Source organism: Corynebacterium sp. TAE3-ERU16, assembly GCF_019209935.1.
Classification (GTDB): Bacteria; Actinomycetota; Actinomycetes; order Mycobacteriales; family Mycobacteriaceae; genus Corynebacterium; species Corynebacterium antarcticum.
The window spans coordinates 115,656-137,086 of the sequence record NZ_JAHUTN010000006.1 but is presented as its reverse complement, the minus strand read 5'-3'; the positions used below and the strand labels follow the sequence as shown (position 1 = coordinate 137,086).

At 66.8% G+C, this 21,431-nt stretch carries 23 protein-coding genes; 8 read left to right on the top strand and 15 right to left on the bottom strand.

Annotated features, from left to right (window positions below; genetic code table 11):
- Positions 1-39: 39 nt before the first annotated feature.
- Positions 40-2,991, bottom strand: coding sequence for a type I DNA topoisomerase (topA, locus tag KRX55_RS07940; RefSeq protein ID WP_370625787.1), 2,952 nt, complete (start codon positions 2,989-2,991; stop codon positions 40-42).
- 363 nt (positions 2,992-3,354) lie between these two features.
- Positions 3,355-3,558 (bottom strand): cold-shock protein, encoded by a 204-nt coding sequence (locus tag KRX55_RS07935; protein WP_200257926.1) that lies wholly within the window; start codon positions 3,556-3,558, stop codon positions 3,355-3,357.
- A 275-nt stretch (positions 3,559-3,833) separates the two neighbouring features.
- Here KRX55_RS07935 and KRX55_RS07930 point away from each other — a divergent pair, with 275 nt between their 5' ends.
- On the top strand, positions 3,834-6,212 hold the full coding sequence (locus tag KRX55_RS07930; RefSeq protein ID WP_218407210.1) for a DEAD/DEAH box helicase: 2,379 nt from the start codon (positions 3,834-3,836) through the stop codon (positions 6,210-6,212).
- Between the two features lie 2 nt (positions 6,213-6,214).
- Here KRX55_RS07930 and KRX55_RS07925 read toward each other — a convergent pair whose 3' ends face one another.
- The 7 genes from KRX55_RS07925 to ssd form a co-directional block, all read right to left on the bottom strand.
- Positions 6,215-6,532, bottom strand: coding sequence for an Rv3654c family TadE-like protein (locus tag KRX55_RS07925; RefSeq protein WP_370625785.1), 318 nt, complete (start codon positions 6,530-6,532; stop codon positions 6,215-6,217).
- Positions 6,519-6,848 carry a hypothetical protein gene (locus KRX55_RS07920; protein ID WP_218407209.1) on the bottom strand — a complete coding sequence of 110 codons (330 nt, stop codon included), beginning with the start codon at positions 6,846-6,848 and terminating at the stop codon, positions 6,519-6,521. Before KRX55_RS07920 ends, KRX55_RS07925 begins: the two co-directional genes overlap by 14 nt.
- The gene (locus tag KRX55_RS11855) at positions 6,845-7,036 is read right to left on the bottom strand and encodes a DUF4244 domain-containing protein (protein WP_370625794.1); all 192 of its coding nucleotides are present in this window, start codon (positions 7,034-7,036) and stop codon (positions 6,845-6,847) included. The genes KRX55_RS07920 and KRX55_RS11855 overlap by 4 nt, the downstream gene beginning before the upstream one ends.
- A 128-nt stretch (positions 7,037-7,164) precedes the next feature.
- Positions 7,165-7,743, bottom strand: coding sequence for a type II secretion system F family protein (locus KRX55_RS07910; protein ID WP_255567673.1), 579 nt, complete (start codon positions 7,741-7,743; stop codon positions 7,165-7,167).
- On the bottom strand, positions 7,740-8,531 hold the full coding sequence (locus KRX55_RS07905) for a type II secretion system F family protein (RefSeq protein ID WP_218407207.1): 792 nt from the start codon (positions 8,529-8,531) through the stop codon (positions 7,740-7,742). The genes KRX55_RS07910 and KRX55_RS07905 overlap by 4 nt, the downstream gene beginning before the upstream one ends.
- Positions 8,528-9,673, bottom strand: a complete 1,146-nt coding sequence (locus KRX55_RS07900) for a TadA family conjugal transfer-associated ATPase (protein WP_218407206.1) — start codon at positions 9,671-9,673, stop codon at positions 8,528-8,530. The genes KRX55_RS07905 and KRX55_RS07900 overlap by 4 nt, the downstream gene beginning before the upstream one ends.
- Positions 9,670-10,722: a septum site-determining protein Ssd gene (gene ssd / locus KRX55_RS07895; RefSeq protein WP_218407205.1), complete on the bottom strand. Its 1,053-nt coding sequence runs from the start codon at positions 10,720-10,722 to the stop codon at positions 9,670-9,672. The genes KRX55_RS07900 and ssd overlap by 4 nt, the downstream gene beginning before the upstream one ends.
- A 468-nt stretch (positions 10,723-11,190) precedes the next feature.
- On the opposite strand from ssd, the gene KRX55_RS07890 reads away from it, so the two are divergent.
- The gene (locus KRX55_RS07890; protein ID WP_370625793.1) at positions 11,191-12,015 is read left to right on the top strand and encodes an HAD family hydrolase; all 825 of its coding nucleotides are present in this window, start codon (positions 11,191-11,193) and stop codon (positions 12,013-12,015) included.
- A gap of 50 nt (positions 12,016-12,065) precedes the next feature.
- Here the strand turns inward: KRX55_RS07890 and KRX55_RS07885 are convergent, their stop codons facing one another.
- A complete protein-coding gene (locus tag KRX55_RS07885; protein WP_370625784.1) occupies positions 12,066-12,767 on the bottom strand; it encodes a hypothetical protein in 702 nt (233 codons plus the stop codon).
- 227 nt (positions 12,768-12,994) lie between these two features.
- Here KRX55_RS07885 and KRX55_RS07880 point away from each other — a divergent pair, with 227 nt between their 5' ends.
- Positions 12,995-13,504: a phage holin family protein gene (locus KRX55_RS07880; RefSeq protein WP_200257940.1), complete on the top strand. Its 510-nt coding sequence runs from the start codon at positions 12,995-12,997 to the stop codon at positions 13,502-13,504.
- Between the two features lie 136 nt (positions 13,505-13,640).
- Positions 13,641-14,555: an alpha/beta fold hydrolase gene (locus KRX55_RS07875; RefSeq protein WP_255567672.1), complete on the top strand. Its 915-nt coding sequence runs from the start codon at positions 13,641-13,643 to the stop codon at positions 14,553-14,555.
- A gap of 59 nt (positions 14,556-14,614) precedes the next feature.
- Here the strand turns inward: KRX55_RS07875 and KRX55_RS07870 are convergent, their stop codons facing one another.
- The 4 genes from KRX55_RS07870 to nth all read right to left on the bottom strand — a co-directional run bounded on the left by KRX55_RS07870 (position 14,615) and on the right by nth (position 18,056).
- Complete coding sequence (locus KRX55_RS07870) at positions 14,615-15,811, bottom strand: MarP family serine protease (protein WP_370625783.1); 1,197 nt, start codon at positions 15,809-15,811, stop codon at positions 14,615-14,617.
- A 78-nt stretch (positions 15,812-15,889) separates the two neighbouring features.
- Positions 15,890-16,576, bottom strand: a complete 687-nt coding sequence (locus KRX55_RS07865; RefSeq protein WP_218407258.1) for an NUDIX hydrolase — start codon at positions 16,574-16,576, stop codon at positions 15,890-15,892.
- Positions 16,577-16,659: 83 nt separating this feature from the next.
- A complete protein-coding gene (locus KRX55_RS07860) occupies positions 16,660-17,259 on the bottom strand; it encodes a TlpA family protein disulfide reductase (protein WP_218407204.1) in 600 nt (199 codons plus the stop codon).
- Positions 17,256-18,056 (bottom strand): endonuclease III, encoded by an 801-nt coding sequence (gene nth, locus KRX55_RS07855; RefSeq protein ID WP_218407203.1) that lies wholly within the window; start codon positions 18,054-18,056, stop codon positions 17,256-17,258. Before nth ends, KRX55_RS07860 begins: the two co-directional genes overlap by 4 nt.
- Before the next feature lie 119 nt (positions 18,057-18,175).
- Here nth and KRX55_RS11850 point away from each other — a divergent pair, with 119 nt between their 5' ends.
- Positions 18,176-18,301, top strand: coding sequence for a hypothetical protein (locus tag KRX55_RS11850; RefSeq protein ID WP_255567671.1), 126 nt, complete (start codon positions 18,176-18,178; stop codon positions 18,299-18,301).
- A gap of 324 nt (positions 18,302-18,625) precedes the next feature.
- Positions 18,626-19,309, top strand: coding sequence for a CRP-like cAMP-activated global transcriptional regulator GlxR (gene glxR / locus KRX55_RS07850; protein ID WP_198735063.1), 684 nt, complete (start codon positions 18,626-18,628; stop codon positions 19,307-19,309).
- A gap of 626 nt (positions 19,310-19,935) precedes the next feature.
- Here glxR and KRX55_RS07845 read toward each other — a convergent pair.
- Positions 19,936-20,118, bottom strand: coding sequence for a hypothetical protein (locus tag KRX55_RS07845; RefSeq protein ID WP_218407202.1), 183 nt, complete (start codon positions 20,116-20,118; stop codon positions 19,936-19,938).
- A 66-nt stretch (positions 20,119-20,184) separates the two neighbouring features.
- Here KRX55_RS07845 and KRX55_RS07840 point away from each other — a divergent pair, with 66 nt between their 5' ends.
- On the top strand, positions 20,185-20,472 hold the full coding sequence (locus KRX55_RS07840; protein ID WP_218407201.1) for a hypothetical protein: 288 nt from the start codon (positions 20,185-20,187) through the stop codon (positions 20,470-20,472).
- A gap of 612 nt (positions 20,473-21,084) precedes the next feature.
- Positions 21,085-21,420 (top strand): hypothetical protein, encoded by a 336-nt coding sequence (locus tag KRX55_RS07835; protein WP_218407200.1) that lies wholly within the window; start codon positions 21,085-21,087, stop codon positions 21,418-21,420.
- Positions 21,421-21,431: the final 11 nt, after the last annotated feature.

The following is a 21,431-nucleotide window of genomic DNA, read 5'->3' as shown; positions in this document are numbered from 1 at the left end:
GGCACGCGATCAGCTGATGTGGAGCGGACGCAAACCCGCCTACTTCTTCCGAGTACCCGCCTTCACCACGCGTTTCGTGGTCTTCTTCACTGTCTTCTTCGCCGCCTTCTTCGCCGCCTTCTTCGCCGCCTTCTTCGTGGTCTTCTTCGCCGGGGAGGGATTCGCCGCCTCCTTGGCGCGGCGTTCCGAGAGCAGCTCACAGGCCCGGATATCGGTCATCGTCTCGGGGGTGTCGCCCTTCCGGAGGGAGGCGTTGGTCTCACCGTCGGTGACATAGGGGCCGAAACGACCGTCCTTGACCACCATGGGCTTACCGGAGACGTCGTTGTCGCCCAGTGTCTTCAGCGGTGGGGTCGCCTGCGCCCGACCGCGACGCTTCGGCTCCGCGTAGATCCGGCGTGCCTCGTCGAGGGTGACCGTGAAGATCTGCTCCTCGTTCGCGAGCGAACGGGAGTCGTTCCCCTTCTTGAGGTAGGGGCCGTAGCGGCCGTTCTGCGCCGTGATCACCCCACCGTCGGACGGATCCGTGCCGACCTCACGCGGCAGGGACAGCAGCCGTAGGGCGTCCTCCAGAGTGACCGTCGCCGGTTCCATGGATGAGAACAGGGACGCGGTGCCGGGCTTGAGGGTCTCCTCGATGATCTGGTTGAGCCGCTTCTCCTTCTGGTTCGCCGCGGTCTTGGTCTCCCAGTTCTTCGCCCGCTTCCCCTCGGCCGCCCGTTGGGCGTCCTCGGCGGCGCGTTCCTCGGCGACGATCTTCTCCGCGACCTCGAGCGCCCCCTCGCGCTCCGCGTCGGTGACCAGCTCGGTGACGTAGGGGCCGTAGCGGCCCTCCTTGGCGACCACGGTACGTCCGTTCGCCGGATTGACGCCCAGTTCCCGGCCGCCCTGCGGCGTGGCGAAGAGCTTCTCCGCGGCCTCGAGACTGAGTTCATCCGGGGTCATCGCGTCCGGGAGGTTCGCGCGCTGGTGCTCAGGCGTGCCGTCCTCCGCGGTGCCCACCTGGCGTTCCAGGTAGGGGCCGTAGCGACCGACACGGACGAAGATGGCGCGCCCCTGATCGTCGTCGAACAGGTGCAGTGAGTTCACGCTCCGGGCGTCGATCTGCTCCAGATTGTCACCCACCAGGGTTTTCAGACCACCGAGCCGGGCGACGGTCTCTGCCATCGCGTCGGACGCCGCGGAGTTGCCGAAGTAGAAGCCGTTGAGCCAGTGTGTCCGGTCCTCGGTACCGGCCGCGATCTCGTCGAGCTCGTCCTCCATGGACGAGGTGAAGTCGTAGTCCACGAGCGAGGAGAACGACGCCTCGAGCAGGCCGACGACGGCGAAGGCCACCCAGCTGGGAACCAGGGCACTGCCGCGCGGGTAGACGTATCCGCGGTCCTGGATGGTCTTGATGATCGACGCGTACGTCGACGGACGCCCGATACCGAGGTCCTCCATCTTCTTCACCAGCGACGCCTCGGTGTAGCGGGCGGGCGGGTTGGTCGAGTGCCCCTCGGCGGTGACATCCGCGATGGTCAGGTCGTCGCCCTCGTTCAGCCGCGGGAGCTGTTTCTCGGCGTTGTCCGCCATGTCGCGACCATCCGCCTGGCGGGACACCTCGACATAGGCTTTGAGGAAGCCGGGGAACGTGATGGTGCGGCCGGTGGCGGCGAACTCGCACGCCGAGCCGTCGTCGGCGGTTCCGGCGATGGTCACCTTCATCGACGTTCCCCGCGCATCCGCCATCTGGGAGGCGACGGTGCGCTGCCAGATCAGCTCGTAGAGCTTGAACTCCTCGGCGTCCAGCTGACCGTGCAGCTGGCCCGGGGTGGCGAACGTCTCGCCGGCCGGGCGGATGGCCTCGTGAGCCTCCTGCGAGTTCTTGGCCTTCCGGGTGTACTGGCGCGGCGAGTCCGAGACGTAGTCCCGGCCGTAGAGCTCCACGGCCTGTGTACGGGCGGCCTCGATGCCCGAGGCGGACAGCGTGGTCGAGTCGGTACGCATGTAGGTGATGTGGCCGTTCTCGTACAGACGCTGCGCGATGCGCATCGTGCGGTCCGAGGTGTAGTGCAGCTTGCGCCCGGCCTCCTGCTGGAGCGTCGACGTCATGAACGGCGGGTACGGGCGGCGGGTGTAGGGCTTCTCCTCCACCCCGGCCACGGCCATGGTGGACTCGGTGAGTCCGTCGGCGAGCTGCCGGGCCCGGGCTTCGTCGATGACCACGACGGAGTCGCTCTTCAGGACACCGCGATCGTTGAAATCGCGCCCGGAGGCGACACGGGAACCGTCTACGCTGGTCAATCTGGCGGAGAACACCCGGGGATTGGTTCGGTCCGCGTTCGGATTGCCGGTGTCGAACTCGGCGGCGATGTCCCAGTAGTTCGCGGAGATGAACGCCATGCGCTCCCGTTCGCGCTCGACGATGACGCGGGTGGCTACGGACTGCACGCGACCGGCGGACAACCGGGGCATGACCTTCTTCCACAGAACGGGTGAGATCTCGTAGCCGTAGAGGCGGTCGAGGATGCGCCGGGTCTCCTGGGCGTCGACCAGGTTGTCGTCCAGCTCGCGGGTGTTCTCCGCGGCGGCGAGGATCGCCGGTTTCGTGATCTCGTTGAATACCATGCGTCGGACCGGAACCTTGGGCTTGAGCACCTCGAGCAGGTGCCAGGCGATCGCCTCACCCTCGCGGTCGGGGTCAGTCGCGAGATAGAGCTCGTCGACCTCCTTCAGCTTGGCCCTGAGGTCGGCGACCTTCTTCTTCTTGTCGGCGCTGACCACGTAGAGCGGGGCGAATCCGTGCTCGACATCGACACCGAGACGCGCCCACGGCTCCTTCTTGTACTTGGCGGGCACATCGGCGGCACCGCGCGGAAGGTCACGGATGTGGCCGACGGACGCCTCGACGATGTAGTCGTCGCCGAGATAAGGCGCGATCTTCTTCGCCTTCGTCTGCGACTCGACAATGACCAGTCGTTTCGTTCCTGACCGCTTTGCTGGTGCCACTTGGGTTACGTCCCTCTCGCACAGTGGGTGTTCTTCATCTCCGACTACCGTACACAGTTGTATATGCCTCCATTGCACAGCATCACCGGTGCACTTCACCGTACGGGTGTGCCCGACGGGGAGCATTCGTGCCGTACACGCCCGGTTTCCCGGTTCGACCCGGGAGCACGGGGGGCACCCCCACCCGGGTTAGCTCAGTCGACGGGCCCCCGGACCGGAACACCGGGATCCGATCCGAACCGACCGCCCCGGCCCCCTGGCCCAACGCCGACCCCGGTCCGGATACGGACGCCGAAAACAGCGAAAACCCGGCTCCACCGCATTTCTGCGGGAAAGCCGGGCGATCGTATCAGGCGGTGAGACCTAGATGGCGCGGACCTGCTGGGCCTGCGGGCCCTTGGCGCCTTCGCCGATCTCGAACTCGACCTGCTGGTTCTCCTCGAGGGTACGGAAGCCGTTGCCCTGGATCTCGGAGTAGTGAACGAAGACATCATCGGATCCATCGGCCGGGGCAATGAAACCAAAGCCCTTTTCAGCGTTGAACCACTTCACAGTTCCCTGTGCCATACTTTTAACCTTTTTCTTAACTTTAGGATGCGGTAGAACTTCACCTGACGAAGAACACCGGGCCGTCACGAAAACCTCCTAGCAGGCTGGCTTACAGCTCCGAAGAAACTGATGGAACAGCCTGGGTTCCGTGACACTATCCTCTGCGTGTACCGAAGTACCCCGCATGAAAATCTGCGACCGAGTACCAGTGTGTCACGTTTCAACGCTGAGCGATAGTCTGGATCCGAAAAAACTTCATCCCCGCTGGTCAGAAGCAGAATAGAAGGAGAGAGATGTCGACTGCCGCATCCTTCGGCGATGAAATCGCGACAATTCTGTCCAGCCGGCTACCCGAATCCACGTGCACATCCTCCACCACTTCCGCACCACGCGCGGCCAGGTACGGCGTCTGGCCCGACTGGGTGCATCCACCGCTGCTCAGACACCTGTCGGATGTCGACGGCATCCGACGCCCGTTCATCCACCAGGAACTGTGCGCCCGAGCCGCCCGGGATGGCCGCCATGTCGTCATCTCGACCGGAACGTCCTCCGGGAAGTCGCTCGGTTACCTCCTCCCGGTGTTGTCCGGCCTGGCCGATGACGATCGGGCGTGCGCCCTCTACATCACCCCGACCAAAGCACTCGGCAGTGACCAGCTCGCAGCCGTCAGCCGGTTGACACGGAGCGTCGAGGGACTGGGTTCAATCCATCCGGCGCCCTACGACGGCGACACTCCGGACGAGGTACGCCACCACGTCAGGGACACCAGCCGGATGGTATTCACGAATCCGGACATGTGCCACGCCTCCCTCCTGGCCAACCACACCAGGTGGGCGCGCGTCCTGCGGAACCTGGCGTACGTCGTCATCGACGAGTGCCACTCCTACCGGGGCATCTTCGGGGCGAACGTCGCGCTGGTCCTGCGTCGACTTCGCAGGATCTGCGCCCGGTACGGCAGTTCACCGGTGTTCATCCTCGCGTCGGCCACCATCGCGGATCCGGCGGGACACGCGAGCCGGCTGACCGGTCTCCCCGTCGACGCCGTGACCGACGACGGGGCACCGACCGGGGCACGGACGGTCGTGCTCTGGGAACCGGGCTTCATCGATCCCCCGGACGACACCTCAACGACCCCGGTCCGCCGCGCCGCATCCACCGAGGCCGCGCTGATCATGGCCCGCATCGTCGCCGAGGGCGCCCGGACGCTCACGTTCGTCCGGTCCCGCCGGGGCGCGGAGGCCGTGGCACTGCGGTGCGCCGAGGAACTCTCCCGGATGGGGCGTCGCGACCTGGCGCAGCGGATCGCGGCGTACCGTGCCGGATACCTCGCCGCCGATCGCCGACGCCTGGAACGGCAGCTGGACGACGGCACCCTGGTGGGGGTCGCCTCCACCAGTGCGCTGGAACTGGGCATCGATGTCGGGGGACTCGATGCGGTGGTCACCGCCGGATTCCCGGGAACGGTCGCGTCGTTCTGGCAGCAGGCGGGCCGGGCCGGTCGGCGCGGGCAGGGGTCGATCGTGGTGCTCGTCGCCCGGGACGATCCCATGGACACCTACCTGGTGCACCATCCGGAGGCGCTCCTCGGTTCCCCCATCGAGCGAAGCGTGTTCGACCCCACGAACCCCTACGTCCTCCGGGGACACCTGTACTGCGCGGCGGTGGAGCTTCCCCTCACCGACGGGGATCTCGAGCTATTCGGTCCGCGGGGAGGCATCCACGACATCGTCACTGAGCTGGTGGACACGGGCCTGCTGCGGAGACGCTCGCGGGGCTGGTTCGCCGTGGACCGGCACACCGATGATCGGCCGGAGCTGCCGCGACCGCACACCGCGCACGGATCGGTGTCCCTCCGGGGCGGCGCGGGCGGGGACGTCACCATCGTCGATTCCGGGGACGGCAGGCTGCTGGGCACAGTGGATTCCGTCCGGGCGATCTCCCAGGTGCATCCCGGCGCGGTGTACATCCACCAGGGTGAGTCGTTCGTCGTGGACGATCTCCTGCTGGACGATCACCTCGCGCTCGCCCACGCGGAGATCCCCGACTACACCACTTTCGCCCGGAGCACGACGAGCATCAGGATCATCGAGAACCCGGGCGACGGCGAACTGCGGAATCCGTCCCCGGGACTGTGGGTCGCGAACATCGGCGTCGAGGTGACCGAGCAGGTGACCGGATACGTCATGCGCATGTCCGACGGGACGGTGCTGGACCAGATTCCCCTCGACTACCCTCCCCAGCAGCTGCGTACCCGCGCCGTGGCCTACACGGTGGATCCGGCCGCCCTGACCGCCATGGGGGTCAGCGCCGCGGATCTGCCGGGGACGCTCCACGCCGCCGAGCACGCGGCGATCGGGATGCTCCCGCTGATCGCCACGTGCGACCGGTGGGACATCGGGGGTGTGTCCACCGCCCTGCACGCCGACACCGGGCTTCCCACGGTGTTCGTCTACGACGGGCATCCCGGTGGTGCCGGGTTCGCCGACTGCGGTTTCGCCCGTTTCCGGGACTGGATCACCGCCACGTTCGAGGCGGTCCGCGCCTGTTCCTGCGAGGACGGCTGCCCGTCCTGTGTACAGTCCCCGAAGTGCGGGAACGGCAACTCACCGCTGGACAAGCATGGTGCACTCACCCTGCTCGGGGCGATGGTGACGATGCTCACCGGCAACTGACCTCACAGGGGACCGGCCCGTGCCCGAACCGTGCCGACCCCCACCGAGACCTCCACGATGACATCCGCGCCGTCGACCTGGCAGTCCCGGAGCTCTCCCCCGGAGTTCCGGGCGGCCGTCCGGAAGGCCTCGGCGCAGGCGTCATCCCCGAACCACAGGGCGGTTGCCGCGGCGACGGCCGCCAGATCGGCGGACACCTGCGCCCGGTGCCGGTCCAGCACATCACCCACGCCTTCGAGGAGCACGAGAGTGAGCACCACGAAGGCGGCGATCGCGACCGCCGCGGAGAGTGTGGCCGAACCTCTCTCACGGCGTTCCACGGGGATACTCCACGGGATAGAACGCCCGGGCCGTCGCGTCTCCGAGCGGGGCGGGAACCGTGACACTGGCCGTCACCACTCCCGCGGTCTCGGTGAGGGTGATACGTACGCCGCGTCCAGGTTCCAGTTCCCGCCCGAGGGCGTGTCCACGGGCCGCGGCGCCCGCGAGGTCGATGGCTGCGACGTGCGCGGCGAGCGTGGCGACACCCGCCGCGATGATGACGCACACCACGATCAGCGCACTGATGGAGACAGCTGCCTCAACCGTGACCGATCCACGTTCAGAGCCGGGCGCCGGCGCACGTGTCTCCTTCATGCTGCGGGGCCGCTGTTCAGGGCATCGACGATGATTCCGCGGATCGCTTCGACGACGTCGCTACCCGTTATGACGGTGTACAGCACCGCCGCCAGGGCTGCAGCCGCGATACTTCCCATGGCGTACTCGATTGTGCTCATCCCCAGGTCGTTTGCCAGAGGACGGATTGATCCGGGACCTCCCGTCACTTCGGCAGGTGCCGGGGAGTCCGGGCAGGGAGGTCCGTCCGGATCCGGCCGGGTTGGTGGGGTCGTGGAACTGATGGTGTTCTCCATGGTGATTCTCTTTTCCTGATAGTTGGTGGATTGATGGTGGATCATGCGAACAACTGGCTTCCGAGACTCAGCACCATCGGCGCGAGTCCGAGGAGCATGAACGCCGGCAGGAAGCAGAGCGTCAGCGGCAGGGCGACGAGCACCCCGGCGCGTTCGGCGGCCCCCACCGCCCGGTCATCGGCGTCCTCGCGTAGACGGGCTGCAATGCGTTCGCAGCCCGCGGCCATCGCCGCGCCGGAGTGTCCGGAGTGCCGCGCGGTGCGGGCCAGCTCGTCGAGCCCCCGACGCTGAGCGAGCCCCCGCCAGACATCGGGGAGCGGGGCCCCGACCGCGAGCAGCGCCCTGGCTCTGCGCCAGTCGTCCACGGTCGCCGGACCGGCAGCATCCGCGACTGCGGCGATGGTTGTCCCGATGGCCAATCCCGCTGTGGTGCAGGCCGCGAAAAGCTCTATGTCCGCGGCGATGTCGAGCGGGGACACCTCGGTCGGACGGTCCCGCGGCTGCTTCGGACGGTACCCGGGTTTCGGGTGGATCCGTCCGGACGGATCCGGGTCGGAGCAGAGCGTCGCACCGGCGAGCAGGAGCATGGTCACGGTCGCCCAGATGATCGAGGCCGTCATGTCGCGTCTCCCCCGGCATGGAGCACGATGATCCTCGAGACGATGGTTCCCGTGCAGGTCAGCAGGACTCCGCCGAGCAGGAGCAGGCCCCCGACACCGCCACCGGTGAGGAGGGCGAGCGGTTGCGCCCCCATCAGGGTCCCCATCACCGTCCCGACCGGAGGGAGGAACGTGAGGATGACGGCGCTCGCCTGGGGCCCCTGAAGGGCGGCCCTCGTGCGATCACGGTGCCGGATCCGGGCATCGACCCGATGCTGGGCGTGCTCGAGGACCGTCGCAAGAGGAATACCGTGCCGCTCGGACAGGTGCCACAGTCGACCTGCGGCGGCGAGATCGGGGACATCGTCGGCTTCCGCGAGCACCAGGCCCGCTCCGGGTCCGTCCGAGGCACGACGTGCAGCGGTCTCAACCAACGCGATGACCCTGGCGGGGGCGGTTCCGTCCTCCCGCTGGATCTCGACGGCTGATCGTACGGCGTCCGGCATCCCCGCTCCGGAGTGCAGGTCGGCGACGATACGACCGAGCATGTCCGCCGTGGCGTCCGCGGTACGCGCGGTGCACCGTCGACGCCGGGCATCCCGGATCCACCATGCTACTGTCGCCGTCACGACGATCCCGGAGAGCACGACGGACAACGGAACGAGTAAGACCAGCGGAATCCCGGAAATCAGGGGCGCGATCCGGAGAATGGGGCGGTTCCCCCTCCCGGGCGGCGGGGAGAAGATCCGGGTGCACGGAGCCTGAGGCATGATCAGGCAGGCCACGGCGAGGAGGATGAGTGGGATCATGTGGTCACCGACTCCCGGAATGCGGGGAAACCGTCGAGCTCCCCTGATCCGGAGTCCCAGACGGGTGTGACCTTCACCGGGTTCCCCTCCAGAACCCCGATCTGGTCGACGCACCGCCCACCGTCCGGTGATCGGCGCACGGACACCACCACCCGGACTGCCGCGGTGAGCTGGGAGTGCAGGGTGTCGCGGTCCAGTCCGCCGAGCGCCCCGAGCGCCTCGAACCGTGCGGGAAGCTCGGCCAGGCTGTTGGCGTGGACGGTACCCGCGCCACCGTCGTGGCCGGTGTTCAGCGCGGTGAGGAGATCGACGACCTCGGCGCCGCGGATCTCACCGACGACGATCCGGTCCGGCCGCATCCGCAGAGCCTGCCTGAGCAGCACCGACATGGTGATCTCGCCGACCCCTTCGGCATTCGCCTGCCGGGCGACGAGACTCACCACGTGAGGGTGCGTCGGATGTAGCTCCGCGGTGTCCTCGATGCACACGATGCGCTCACGGTGTGACACCTCGGCGAGCAGCGCCGCCAGTAGCGTGGTCTTCCCGGAGCCTGTGCCACCGACCACCAGCAGTGAACGGCGTGATCGGACGATGCCCCGCAGGAGATCCGCGATCTCCGCGGTCACCGCTCCACGCGCCACGAGTGCGTCGAGGCCCAACGACGCCTGACGCAACACCCGGAGGCTGATGCAGGTGCCTTTCTCCGCAGGCGGGGAGAGCAGCGCGTGGACCCGGACCGCGGTACCGTCGGCGCGCCGCATCCGACCGTCTGCGAACGGGTGCGCGTCGTCGAGGCGTCGACCGCAAAGCGCCGCGAGCCTGGTGGCGAGGCTCCGGACCTCCGCGTCGGAGGTGAACGTGTCCTCCGCTCGTCGCAGGCCGTATCCGGTGTCGAACCAGACGTCCCCCGGACCGTTGACGACGACATCGGTGACACCCTCGATGGCCAGGAGGGGTTCGAGCGGCCCGGCGCCTGTGGACTCGTGCCGGAGCCGCCGGAGCACCTCGAGTACCTGAAGGTCACTGATCACGCCGGCCTCTTCCCGGATGATCCGGGCGGTATCGCTCTCCTCCCCGCCGTCGACCGCGCGGTCCGGGAGTTCCGCCAGTCGACGCCGGACCCGTTCCACCAGGTCGGTCATGGGATCTCCCGGAGTTCTGCGGTGACCGCTCGGGCGACGGACGCGAGAACCCGGGGTGTCCGCCCCGGTAGTCCGTGCAACTCACATGCCTTCGACAGGCCGGCCACCCGGCCGAGTTCCGCGATGCAGTCCGTCGAGGTGAGCCGTTCCATGTCGTCGACATCCATCCCGGACCACCCGCGGTGCCGGAGAACCGTGCGGCAGGGTGTCCGGTGCGTGGCGAGATCAGCCGTCAGCGACGCAGCGGCGGCCACCGCCCGCACCTCGGCGGGGACCACGAGTATCACGAGATCGCAGAGGCTCGACGCCCACCGGGCACCGACCGCTCCCGCGGGCAGATCGACGACGGCGGTTCCGGCACCGGAACGGATGCAGTCCAGGACTCCGGACACCCGTTCCGGACCGAGGGTGAATGAATCCCCCAACCGGCTGCGCGCGGTGGAGAGAACCGCGATTCCGTCCGGTGTGCGGGGCAGGGCCCTCCGCAGATCGGCGAGTTCGACGTGCCCCCGGTCGAGGGTGACCTCGGGCCACCGCACGCCGGGCACATCCTCCAGGCAGAGCAGCAGATCCAGTCCCCCGGATCTGTCGACCGCGTCGACGAGGATCAGTGCATCATCGGCGAGCTCCCGTGCCACGGCCGCGGCGAGTGTGCTCGCTCCGGCGCCGCCGACGGCACCGAGGACACCGAGTACCCGGCCACCGGACGGGGTCCCGTCCTCCCTACCGAGCGCAGCGAGGAGCTCAGGAGACTGAGCCGGTAGGAGCAACGCGGATTCCGCGTGACACGTCATCGCCGCCCGCCAGTCGACGGGACCCGGATCCGGTGCGACGAGATAGAGGTGCGGATGCCGTATCCCGTCGCGGAAGTGAACGGATCCCCCGGCGTCGACGAGTACCGCGCGTGCCCGCGGTGCGTGCCTCGCGATCTCCTTCGGATCGACCGTGTCGATCACCGTTCGACCCGTGACGGTGGCGACGTGGACGGCCTCCGGATGGAGGACGGGGTCGGACACCACCACGAGGATGGGACTGTCGGTTGCACTCATGCGGGTGAGTTTCACCCACCGGTGCCCGACCGGGGCCCGGCAGGCCGGACCACTGTGCACAACCCCTGACTCCGGACCTGAATTCAACAACCCCCGAACGAACCCGGCCGTGTGGGGAAACCGTGTGGAGAGATGTGGAGACATGGGGACGGCCCGCGTATCGGGGGGGTGTTACGCGGGCCGTCGTAACCCGGCCTCGGGGGGGGGTGGCCGGGGCGGGCCGCACGGTATATCGGGGCCCAGCACAGGCAAGTATGGCACAGACATTCACCGTGTTCAACACCGTCGGACGCATGGTCGGACGCATGTAACCACCCCGGCTGGCCGAACGATAGACACCACAGAGGACGCGGCACCGGGCCGCGCAGTACCGGGCCGCGGAAGGAGAGTCACATTTACCCCCTCAATTCACACCAGCCCCAGCAGTCACATCCCAGCTGTGGTTCTTTAGCGCGTGATGCAGCTAGACTGGTCCCCGTGCCTGAGCAGAGTCCGACCCCGAACGCCGCCGAGTCCCCGGTGGCGGCCTTCTTCGATCTGGACAAGACGGTCATCGCCACCTCCTCCGCCTACGCCTACGGCCGCGAGTTCATGAACAACGGCCTGATCACCCCGGCGGAGGCCCTCAGGATGACCCTGGCCCAGTCCACGTACATGGTCGCCGGACACTCCTCCGAACAGATGGACTCCACCCGTGACCATCTCGCGGCGATGGTCGCCGGGTGGGACGTCGAACAGGTGCGGTCCATCGTCGAGGACACCCTCCACTCGGTGGTCACCCCGGCCATCTACGCAGAGGCCCGGGAACTCATCGGGCACCACAGATCCCTCGGGCACGACGTCATCATCATCTCCGCTTCCGCGGCGGAGCTCGTCGAACCCATCGCCCGCGAGCTGGGGGTGCAGAAGATCGTCACCACCCGGCTGGGCACGAAGAACGGCAAGTTCACCGGCGAGGTCCTCTTCTACTGCAAGGGCGACGCGAAGCGTCGGGCCCTCCAGGAACTCGCCCGCGAGCACTCATACGATCTCGACCGGAGCTTCGCCTACTCCGATTCCGTGACGGACGTCCCGATGCTGGAGTCGGTGGGGAACGCCGTCGCGGTCAACCCGGACAGGCCGTTGAAGAAGATCGCGTTGCAGCGCGGCTGGGAGATCCGCAGCTTCAAGAACCCGGAGCCCCTCTTCCAGATGCCGAGCACCCGTGACGTGGGCATCGGGACCGGCATCGCGGCCGGCATCGCAGCGGTCACGGTGGGCGGGTTCTGGCTCGCGCGCCGCGCCCGGGCCTGAAACGGCGGACTGATTCCGCCCTTTCGCGGCGCCTCCACGCGCACACGGATTCACAACGCCGCGGCGATCCCCTCCGCCTCCTCCGCCCCCGCGACGAACGAGCGCATGTGCAGGACGAGGAATCGCCCCACCCCCTCCGGCCCGGTACCGAATGATTCTCCGGCCGCCCGGTATTCCGCCCGGTGCCGGTTGAGCCACGGCTCGGGTACCGCGAGCCCACGCGGATCGAAACCCCCCGCCACCGCGGCGAGCCGGGAGGCCGCCCTCGCGATGACACCGGTACGCTCACCGAACGCCGACGTCGACAGCAGCTGGCCGTGGACGATTCCCGGCAGGAGATCCGGATCAGCTCCGGAGGTCACCGTGGCCGCCAGGACCATCAGTTCACCGCCCGCACGCTCGGGACGGCCGGTCCCCCCGGCCAACACATCCATCCGCGCCAGCACCTGCAGCGGGGACCTCAGGAAAACGCGCGACGTGTCCTGGACGAACTCGGGAGCGAGCAGACTGTAGACATCGATGTTCCGCGCGACGACCGCCGATTCCTCCCCCGCCCCTCCGGGAACGACGCCGTCGATCAGGGCACCGGCCCGGGCACCACGGAGCACTCCCTCGGCTCCCGTTATCTCCGGGCGACGGAGGTTGACGGGCCGACGGTGAACGGCTGCGAGCGCATTCCGGGCCTGCATCGTCGACTCCACGACTCCGGGAATCCGGCGGAGCGGGGCTAGCGGGTCTGGTCTTTCGGTCACCGCACAAGGGTAGCCGCCGGGCGCCTCCCGCCACCTCGGAGCGATGCTCCGGATGTTCCCGATACTCACCCTCGGTTGAGATGCCCGGGTACGGAGTTCGCACAAAATCCGTGTTCGTGGCACGATTGGCGGTAACTGAACTGACAGTGCCAGCAGTGTCCACCCCCGTGCACCCGGTCGGCACCGTCACACATCCCATATTTCACCCACGTGGAGGACTACCTACCGTGAGCAAATCTGACGGCCTTTTCACAGACGGAAACGACGCATTCACCTCCAAGGTGAGCAGCATCCCTCTGTCCGACGTCGATACCCGCGCAGCCGGCCAGGGTTCCATCGGCGACCTGGTCTCTGATGCCACCGCGCAGATGTCCACCCTGATCCGCGGCGAAATCGAACTCGCCAAGACGGAACTCGCACAGGAGGCGAAGAAGGGTGCGGTCGGCGGCGGAATGTTCGCGGTCGCCGGCGTCATCGCACTCTACAGCTCGTTCTTCTTTTTCTTCTTCCTCGCCGAAGTCCTCCATGTATGGCTCGACCGCTGGGCCGCGTACCTCATCGTCTTCCTCCTCATGGTCGTCCTCGCGGCCGTGATCGCCTTCATCGGCTACAAGAAGATGAAGAAGATCGGAGCCCCGAAACAGACGATCGACTCGGTGCAGAAGCTCAAGACACTCGTTCCCGGCCAGGCCGAGAAGAAGCTCGAGGCATCCTCACGCCAGGGTCTGCTCACCTAGGAAAAAGACCCCGACCAACCCGACCTCCACGTGCGTGACGGTCGAACTCTCCCGCCCCGATGCAGCCGCCGGGGCGGGCTCGTTTTTCCACCCGCACCGCCAGTCGCCGATCGTCGACGGAAAGGACGTGAATCGCTTGTTCCGGAAGAAGGGGAAGCCGAATCCACCGTCCGTCGTCGCACTCGACGGCCCCTGGAACCACGGACGGGTCTACGCCCGCGGCATGCGTTTCCACGTGGCGACACTCGGTGATCCCGCCGCCCCACTGGTAGTTCTGTTGCACGGCGCCTTCGGAGGCTGGTTCGAGTGGCGCGAGGTCATGCAACCACTCGCCGAGGCCGGATACCGGGTCGCGGCCGTCGACATGCGTGGTTACGGCATGTCCGATAAACCTCCCCGCGAATATGAACTCCGCTACGCCGTCGGGGACATCTCCGACGTCATCGACTCGCTCAGCAATTCCGGTGCGATCGTCGTCGGCTCCGGCACCGGCGGTGCCGTCGCCTGGACCCTCGCCGCCAACTACCCCCAGTGCGTCAACGCGCTCGTCTCGGTGTCGGCGTCGCACCCCACCGAGATGAACCGTGTCATCGCCGCCAGGTTCTGGCAGCACACGGTTCCGCTCACCAGGGGGATAACCGTCCGACTGCCGGTGCGCATGGCCCCCGATCCCGTGGATCTTGCCCGACTCGATCTGGCGGCGGACACCGCCGCGCCCTTCCACCGCACGAGGCGCTTCGCCGACTACCTCGAGTTGCGCACCGAGGCGGCACGTATCGACAACACGGGGCCCGCGATGATGCGCAACGCCCGTCTCGAGATGGCGCAACTTCCCCCGAAGTGGGTGTCGACCAGGGTTGAATCACCTGTGCTGTGGATCAGCGTTGACAACGGGACATGGCGGGCACTCGCGACCCGGAACTCGCGCCGGACGGACGGGGACTGGACGCAGACGACCATTCCGGGCACGAAGAACCTCCCGCACATCGAGGACCCGGTCTCGTTCACCCGTGTCGTCCTCGATTTCCTGCGCGGGCTGAAAACAGCGTAGGTAGCGGACCGCGCAACCGGGAGGATGGCGGTCCCCACCGGAACACACGCCGCATCCGGTCAGCGGACCACGCATTCCCGGGTGTCCACCGGCTCAGTCAACCGGGTGATGTCGCCGATCCTGCCGCGGACTTCAGCGGTGGTGAGGGTGTAGCCGACGTCGGTGGCCTCCGTGGCGGCACCGAACACGACGCCGAGCACCTCGCCGCTGTTGTTGACCATGGGCCCGCCGGAGTTGCCCTGACGGATCGTGCCGCGGACGGTGTACGCCTCGCGCTCGACGCGCCCCGTGGCGTAGATGTCCGGACCGTTGATGGTGAGCCGCTCGCGGATCCGGGCGGGCGCCGCCTCGAAGGGACCGGACTCGGGATATCCCATGACGATCGCCTCATCTCCACTGACGGCGGGTTCGTTCGCCCACTGGAGCGGGGGAAGATCGAGGTTGTCGGCGCGCAGCACCGCGATGTCCTCACCCGGATCGTAGAAGACGACGCGGGCCTCCTTGACGCCGAGAGCGGTGTCGAGGAGCACCGCATCGGTTCCGGCGACTACGTGGGCGTTGGTGATGACGAGATCGGGGGCGGCGACGAAACCGGAGCCCATGAGTCGGCGGCGGCACTGGTGGGCGTCGCCCAGTACATGGATGACACTGGGTTGCAGGGCCGCCACGAGCGCCGGGTCACCGACCTCGGGGGCAGGTGCGTCGACGTGCTTCACACGACCCTCGAACGGGGAGATCATCGGCGGTAGGCCCGTGTCGTTGAGCATCGCGGAGATCTTGTCCGGCAGAGTGTCCAGGGCATCCGGGGTGGAACGGTCGACGAGGTTGAGGACGACCGAGTTCCGCAGGCCCCGGGCGATGGGGCCGGTGATCCCGGTGGCCAGGGTGCTGGCGACGAGCCAGGTCACGATGAGCGTGGCGATGACCTGGAAGATCGCACCGATGATCGAGTCGATGACCAGGGTGTGCCGGAAGCGGGCGGATTCGCGGAGAGTCGACCCGGTGACACCACCGACGAGATTGCCGAGAGCGACGAGCACGAGCACCGTACCGAGGGCGTAGAGGTAACGGAGCGCGGTGGAATCGGTGTGGGCCATCACGACGGGGGCGAGGGCCGCACCGCAGATGAGACCGGCGAGCACGCCGACGGTGGAGAGCACCGATGCGAACGCGCCCTGACGCCATCCACCCCAGAGCGAGATGATCACGACGGTGACGAGTACGCCGTCAACGACAAGCTGCGGGGACTCTGTCACTTCGCGGATTCTTCCTTGGTCGGTTCCCCGTGGGGGATCGGTCGGCGGGCGGTGCTGTGCTGCTGGAACTGCTGGCAGCTACACCAACCTCTCATTATTGCGCGAGCGGGCGAGTGCGTCGTGGAGGTTGTGCACCGTGTCGCGGTCCCAGGGATTGTCCCAGCCCGCCTGGTGGAGTGCGGCGTTGAGCAGACCCGCGGTGAATCCCCAGACCAGGAATCCGTCGACGGTGAACGCTGGTCCGCGCCAGTTCTTCCAGCCGACCATGAGTCGATTCACCGGATCGGTGAGGTGCATGAGAGGTACCTCGAACACCTCGTCCGCTTCGTCGGGGCTGACCACGCCGACGGGCGTACGGGTGTGCCAGTGGGCGACGATGGGGTGAACGGGATATCCGGAGGCGCGGATGTGGACATCGTCGAGTTGGGCGAGCGGGGTCGTGCTGGTGCGGTCGAGCCCGGTTTCCTCCCAGGCCTCGCGGAGGGCGCAGTCCACGGCGTTGACGTCACCGGGATCGACGCGGCCTCCGGGAAAGGCGATCTGACCTGAGTGGGAACGCATCGTCGGCGACCGGTGGGTCAGGAGCACCGCTGCGTCGTTGGGCAGCTCAGCCGAGGTCTCGGCACCGGAGAAGAGCATGAGGACGGCGGCACGGCGGTTGTGGTCGCCCCCGGAACGGGAGCTCTCCGGCAGCCCGCGGTGGAGCTCGCCGGATGTGACGCTGTCCACCAGCTTTCGCATCCAGACGGGTGCGGCGTGGGGCATCAGATCGGTGTTGACGCCGGGCCGGTCAGGGACGGTGGGCGCCCGACGCTCCCGCGCCCCGCTGTCGGCGGTGGTGCGATCGCTCAAGAGAGTGCCTCTTTCACTGCATCATTGATTTCCCCGACGCTGGTGAACGTCCGGGGAAAGGTGCCACGGACGGAGCCGTTGCCATCGGTGACCACGGTCACCGGTACGACCCCAGGCAGTCCGAGCGTGCCGGCGAAGGTGCCGTGCGGGTCAGTGTAACTGGGTAACCCGATCCCCCACTCATCCAGCCTGGCGACGCCTGCGGCGGTGGCTGTGTCCGCGTGGATCCCGACGACGGTGTAGTCGGGATGCTGTTCCGCGAAGGTCTCGAACAGCGGCATCTCCTTCCGGCAGGGGGCGCACCACCAGGCCCAGACGACGGCGACCGTCGGCCGGGCCTCAGCGGGTGCGGGGCCGGTGTCACCGAGGCAGTCGAGTTCGACACCGGCGACGGTCGGCCCGGGGCAGGCCGGCCTTCCGGCGAGCGCGTCGGGATCGACGGTTGTCGGTGCGGCTGTGGAGCCGTTCCCGCCCCCGGGTCCGGATACGTCCGAGGCTGGGCCGTTGACGGCACGGAGCATGACCGGAACCGCGAGCACCACCAGAACGGTGAGAATGACGCCGGCCACCATCCCCCATACCGTGTGGCGGCTCATTCTCCGACTCCCGCGAGATCCAGCAGGTACTCACGGTCCTCGCTGGTGATCAGGCGCGCGGCAGCATCTGGCTCCGTCGGCCCCGCAGCGCCGAAGGAGGGACAGTCCGCGGCGAGGAAGCAGGCTCCGCACGCGGGTTTGCGCGAGTGGCATACGCGGCGACCGTGCCAGATCATCCGGTGGGAGAACATCGTCCATTCGCGCCGCTCGATGAGTTCGGCGAGGTCACTCTCGACCTTCACCGGATCCTCGTTGGCCGTCATCATCATTCTGCGGGCCAGGCGACCGAGGTGGGTGTCGACCGTGATTCCGGGCACCCCGAAGGCGTCACCGAGTACCACGTTCGCGGTCTTCCTTCCCACACCGGGTAGTTTCACGAGTTCCTCGAGTGTGCCGGGAACCTCGCCGTCGTGGTTGTCGACGAGCGCCTGTCCCAGCCTCATGAGACTGCGGGTCTTGGCGCGGAAGAATCCGGTGGGCCGGATGATCTCCTCGATCCGCTCCGGTTCCGCGTTGGCGTAGTCGATTGCCGTCGGATAAGCGGCGAACAGGGCCGGGGTCACCTGATTGACGCGGACATCGGTGGTCTGTGCGCTGAGGACGGTGGCGACGAGAAGCTCGAGCGGCGACGAGAACTCCAGGTCACAGCTGGCTTCGGGGTATCCGACGGCGAGTGTCCGGTTGATTCTCCGGGCACGACGCTTCCGGCCGAGGTCCGTCTCCCGTCCGGACGCGGCGGGGTGCGCACCGACCCGTGGGCGGGCGGGGTTGGTGAGTGTTTTGGGCGGTGCGGACATGGGTCCCACTGTAGTCGGCGGTGGCGGAGATGCCGGATCGGTGACGTACCGATGCCGCGTCTCCACCGTGGTGTGAATCGTGCTCCACGGAACACCGAAGGGGACTAGACTCCGGAGACATGACCGAAATCGCAGCTCTCTTCGTCCCGGTGATTGTCGCGGTGTTCGCGATGCAGATGGAACGGTTCGAGACCTACTGCACGCGGTGCACCACCCAGCCGTCCACCGCGGACACCACGAACTAGCACCACAGTGTCCGCCCCACTCCGGTAGGCGGGTAACGACACCGGTTTTTCATGCTTCTGCTGCACAGGGGTACGGGTGTCATCAACACACGAACGCAGATGAGACCACCCCCGAAGGAACCCCGCGAACCCTAAAACGGTCACAATGAGGGTGCGTTCGTGACACATAACATAGTAGAATGCTGGGGAACAACGTTATTTATTGACCGCACAAGTTTTTCCGTCACGGGATGCCCCTGCGGGGGCGGAGTAAGTGAGCTGGAGAATCTGCGGACCAGCCTGTCCCCTACATGCGGACCTGCTTCATCTGATTAGGAGAAACGAGTGGAAGCCGTACAGGAGATTCTGTCCCGCGCAGGAATCTTTCAGGGCGTCGATCCCGTCGCCGTCAACAACCTCATCCAGGAACTCGAGACCGTGCGCTATCCGCGCGGTACGACCATCTTCGACGAGGGCGAGCCCGGAGACCGGCTCTACATCATCACCTCCGGCAAGGTGAAGCTCGCCCGGCACGCCGCGGACGGGCGTGAGAACCTCCTCACCGTCATGGGCCCGTCGGACATGTTCGGCGAACTCTCCATCTTCGACCCCGGCCCACGAACCTCGTCCGCGGTGTGCGTCACGGAGGTCCAGGCCGCGACGATGAACTCCGAGATGCTCCACAAGTGGATCAACGACCACCCGGAGATCTCCGAACAACTCCTCCGTGTCCTCGCCCGCCGCCTCCGCCGGACCAACGCCTCCCTGGCCGACCTCATCTTCACCGACGTCCCCGGACGCGTGGCCAAGACGCTGCTGCAACTGGCCAACCGCTTCGGAACCCAGGAAGGCGGCGCCCTACGGGTCAACCACGACCTCACCCAGGAGGAGATCGCCCAGCTCGTCGGCGCATCCCGCGAAACCGTGAACAAGGCACTCGCGACCTTCGCCCACCGTGGCTGGATCCGTCTCGAGGGAAAGAGCGTCCTGATCTGCGACACCGAACACCTCGCCAAGCGCGCACGCTGACCCGAACACCACAAAACCCGCCCCCACACCAGCCGGGGGCGGGTTTTTCAGGCCCCGGCTCCGCCCGGCACTCACGCACTCGCCGGTATCCGCACAACCAGCACAAAGAACTGGCGTAACGGGACCCGGGCTCCACGTGGAAACGCGTTTCTCGACTCTTCACATAATTTTCATTTCGGAACCTATCTATATCTAAAGTCCTCTGGATAGGGTCCAGGAGGTCAGCACATCCGGCTGCGTGACAGCCCATACAGCATCACCTCCGCGGGCTCTTCTCCATCGACCTTAGGAATGGCCCACCGTGCGTCCCCATACGTTCAGAAGAACCCTCCCCGCAGCTATTCTGTGCACTGCCCTGACCACCTCATTCACGCCCCACGCCGCTGCGGATCCCCACGTCTTCGGTGAGACGCACGCCACCAGCCACGATACGACCAACACAGGCACCGGCACCGAGCCATCCGATCTCGGTTCGGTAGCAGTGCCTGTGGGCGCACCGAGCTTCGCACTGCTCCATGCACCACACCAGCAGCGGTTTTCGCGGGTGTCTTCGGTCTCATAGCGACTCTCGGAATCGTCCTCATCGCGATTATCTCCCGGATCCCCGACTCCGGTAGCGGCAGTGGTCACGGCACCACCCCGGCTACCACGTCCTCCACCACCACACCGTCCACCAGCACCACCAATCCGACGAGCACGACAACCGGCACCAGCACCGGCACCACCGTGCCCGGCACCACCACCGCACCAATCACCACACAGCCGACAACCACGACAACGCAACCGCCGGTGGAAACCCGCGACGTCATTCCCGATGACGGCCTCCGGATTGCGGTCAATCAGGCGATGGGCGCACCGAGAACCCTCTGATCGATGTGACTCCGCGTGACATCAACGAGCATCCGGTCGAGGATCTCACGGTCAGCACCTGGTCATTCGTCGGCGATGAGTATTACCTCGTCGAGAGCCTGAGTGGCCTCGAGCATCTGACGAGTCTGAGAACGCTCGACGTCTATGGGCAGTGGCCCGTGAATCTTCCCGATCTACCGAACCTCCCGCACCTGGAGAGCCTGCATCTGACGAGCTACAACGGGGGTACCTCCCGGAGCCCACCGCCTCCTTCCCCGCTCTGCACTCGATCGTCATCGAGGGTGGCGGGCTAGTAGACCTCCCCACGGCGATGTTCTCCCCGGTCGGCAAGGTCCCGGGCAGCAGCGTCTCCACGCAGCTGACGATCGAGAACGCCGAGCGTTTCACCACACTGCCGGCCAATCTCGGGCAGCGCCCGGTATTCCGCACCATCAATATCTCGGGAACCGCCATCACAGAGCTGCCGGACAGTCTCGGTGGTGTTGCATCCGTCGAGTCGATCACGTTGAAGAGGAACCCTCAGTTGTCCCGCATTCCCGAGGGGCCCGCGCCCCTGTCCAACCTCACCCGGGTGGACATTTCCTGGTCCCCGGAGCTCTCGTCACTGCCTACCTCGTTGTTCGAGGCCCGGCCACTGGACACCCTCAACGTGGTCCGCACCGGTCTCACAGGACTTTCCTCGACCCTCGGAAATGCGTCCTCGTTGAGGCTTGCCGACGTCCCCCACAACGCGATCGTGACACTCCCCGATTCCATCGGACAGTTGGACAAGCTGGGGAGTTTCGTTGCCTCGGCCAACAAAATCTCGGATCTTCCCCCGAGCATCACGGCGCTGCCGTCGCTGTACTACCTGGATCTGAGTGAAAACCAGCTGACCACCCTGCCGTCCCGGTTGGGGTGCGGCGGTGGGGCTCCGTTTCCTTCTCCTATCCCACAACCAGCTGAACGATGGACTTCCCGAGGACATCAGCCAGATCCGGCTCCTAGACGCGATCACCCTGGGGAACAACAATCTCACCCAGACACCCGCTTTCCTCAGTCACCGGCCCGGGCAGGGCAGGGAGAACGACGATTCCCTGGTGAATGTCCACCTCAACGCCAACCCGATCTCGACGGTTCCGGAATCGGTGCTCACGTCCCACGCGACCATCGATCTGGAGGGCACGAGCGTGTCCCCGGAAGACCCCGTCGTCCAGCGGGCGGGCGAGGATGGTTCCGGTGTCGCATTCACCTTCTCCTGAGGAGCTGTAGC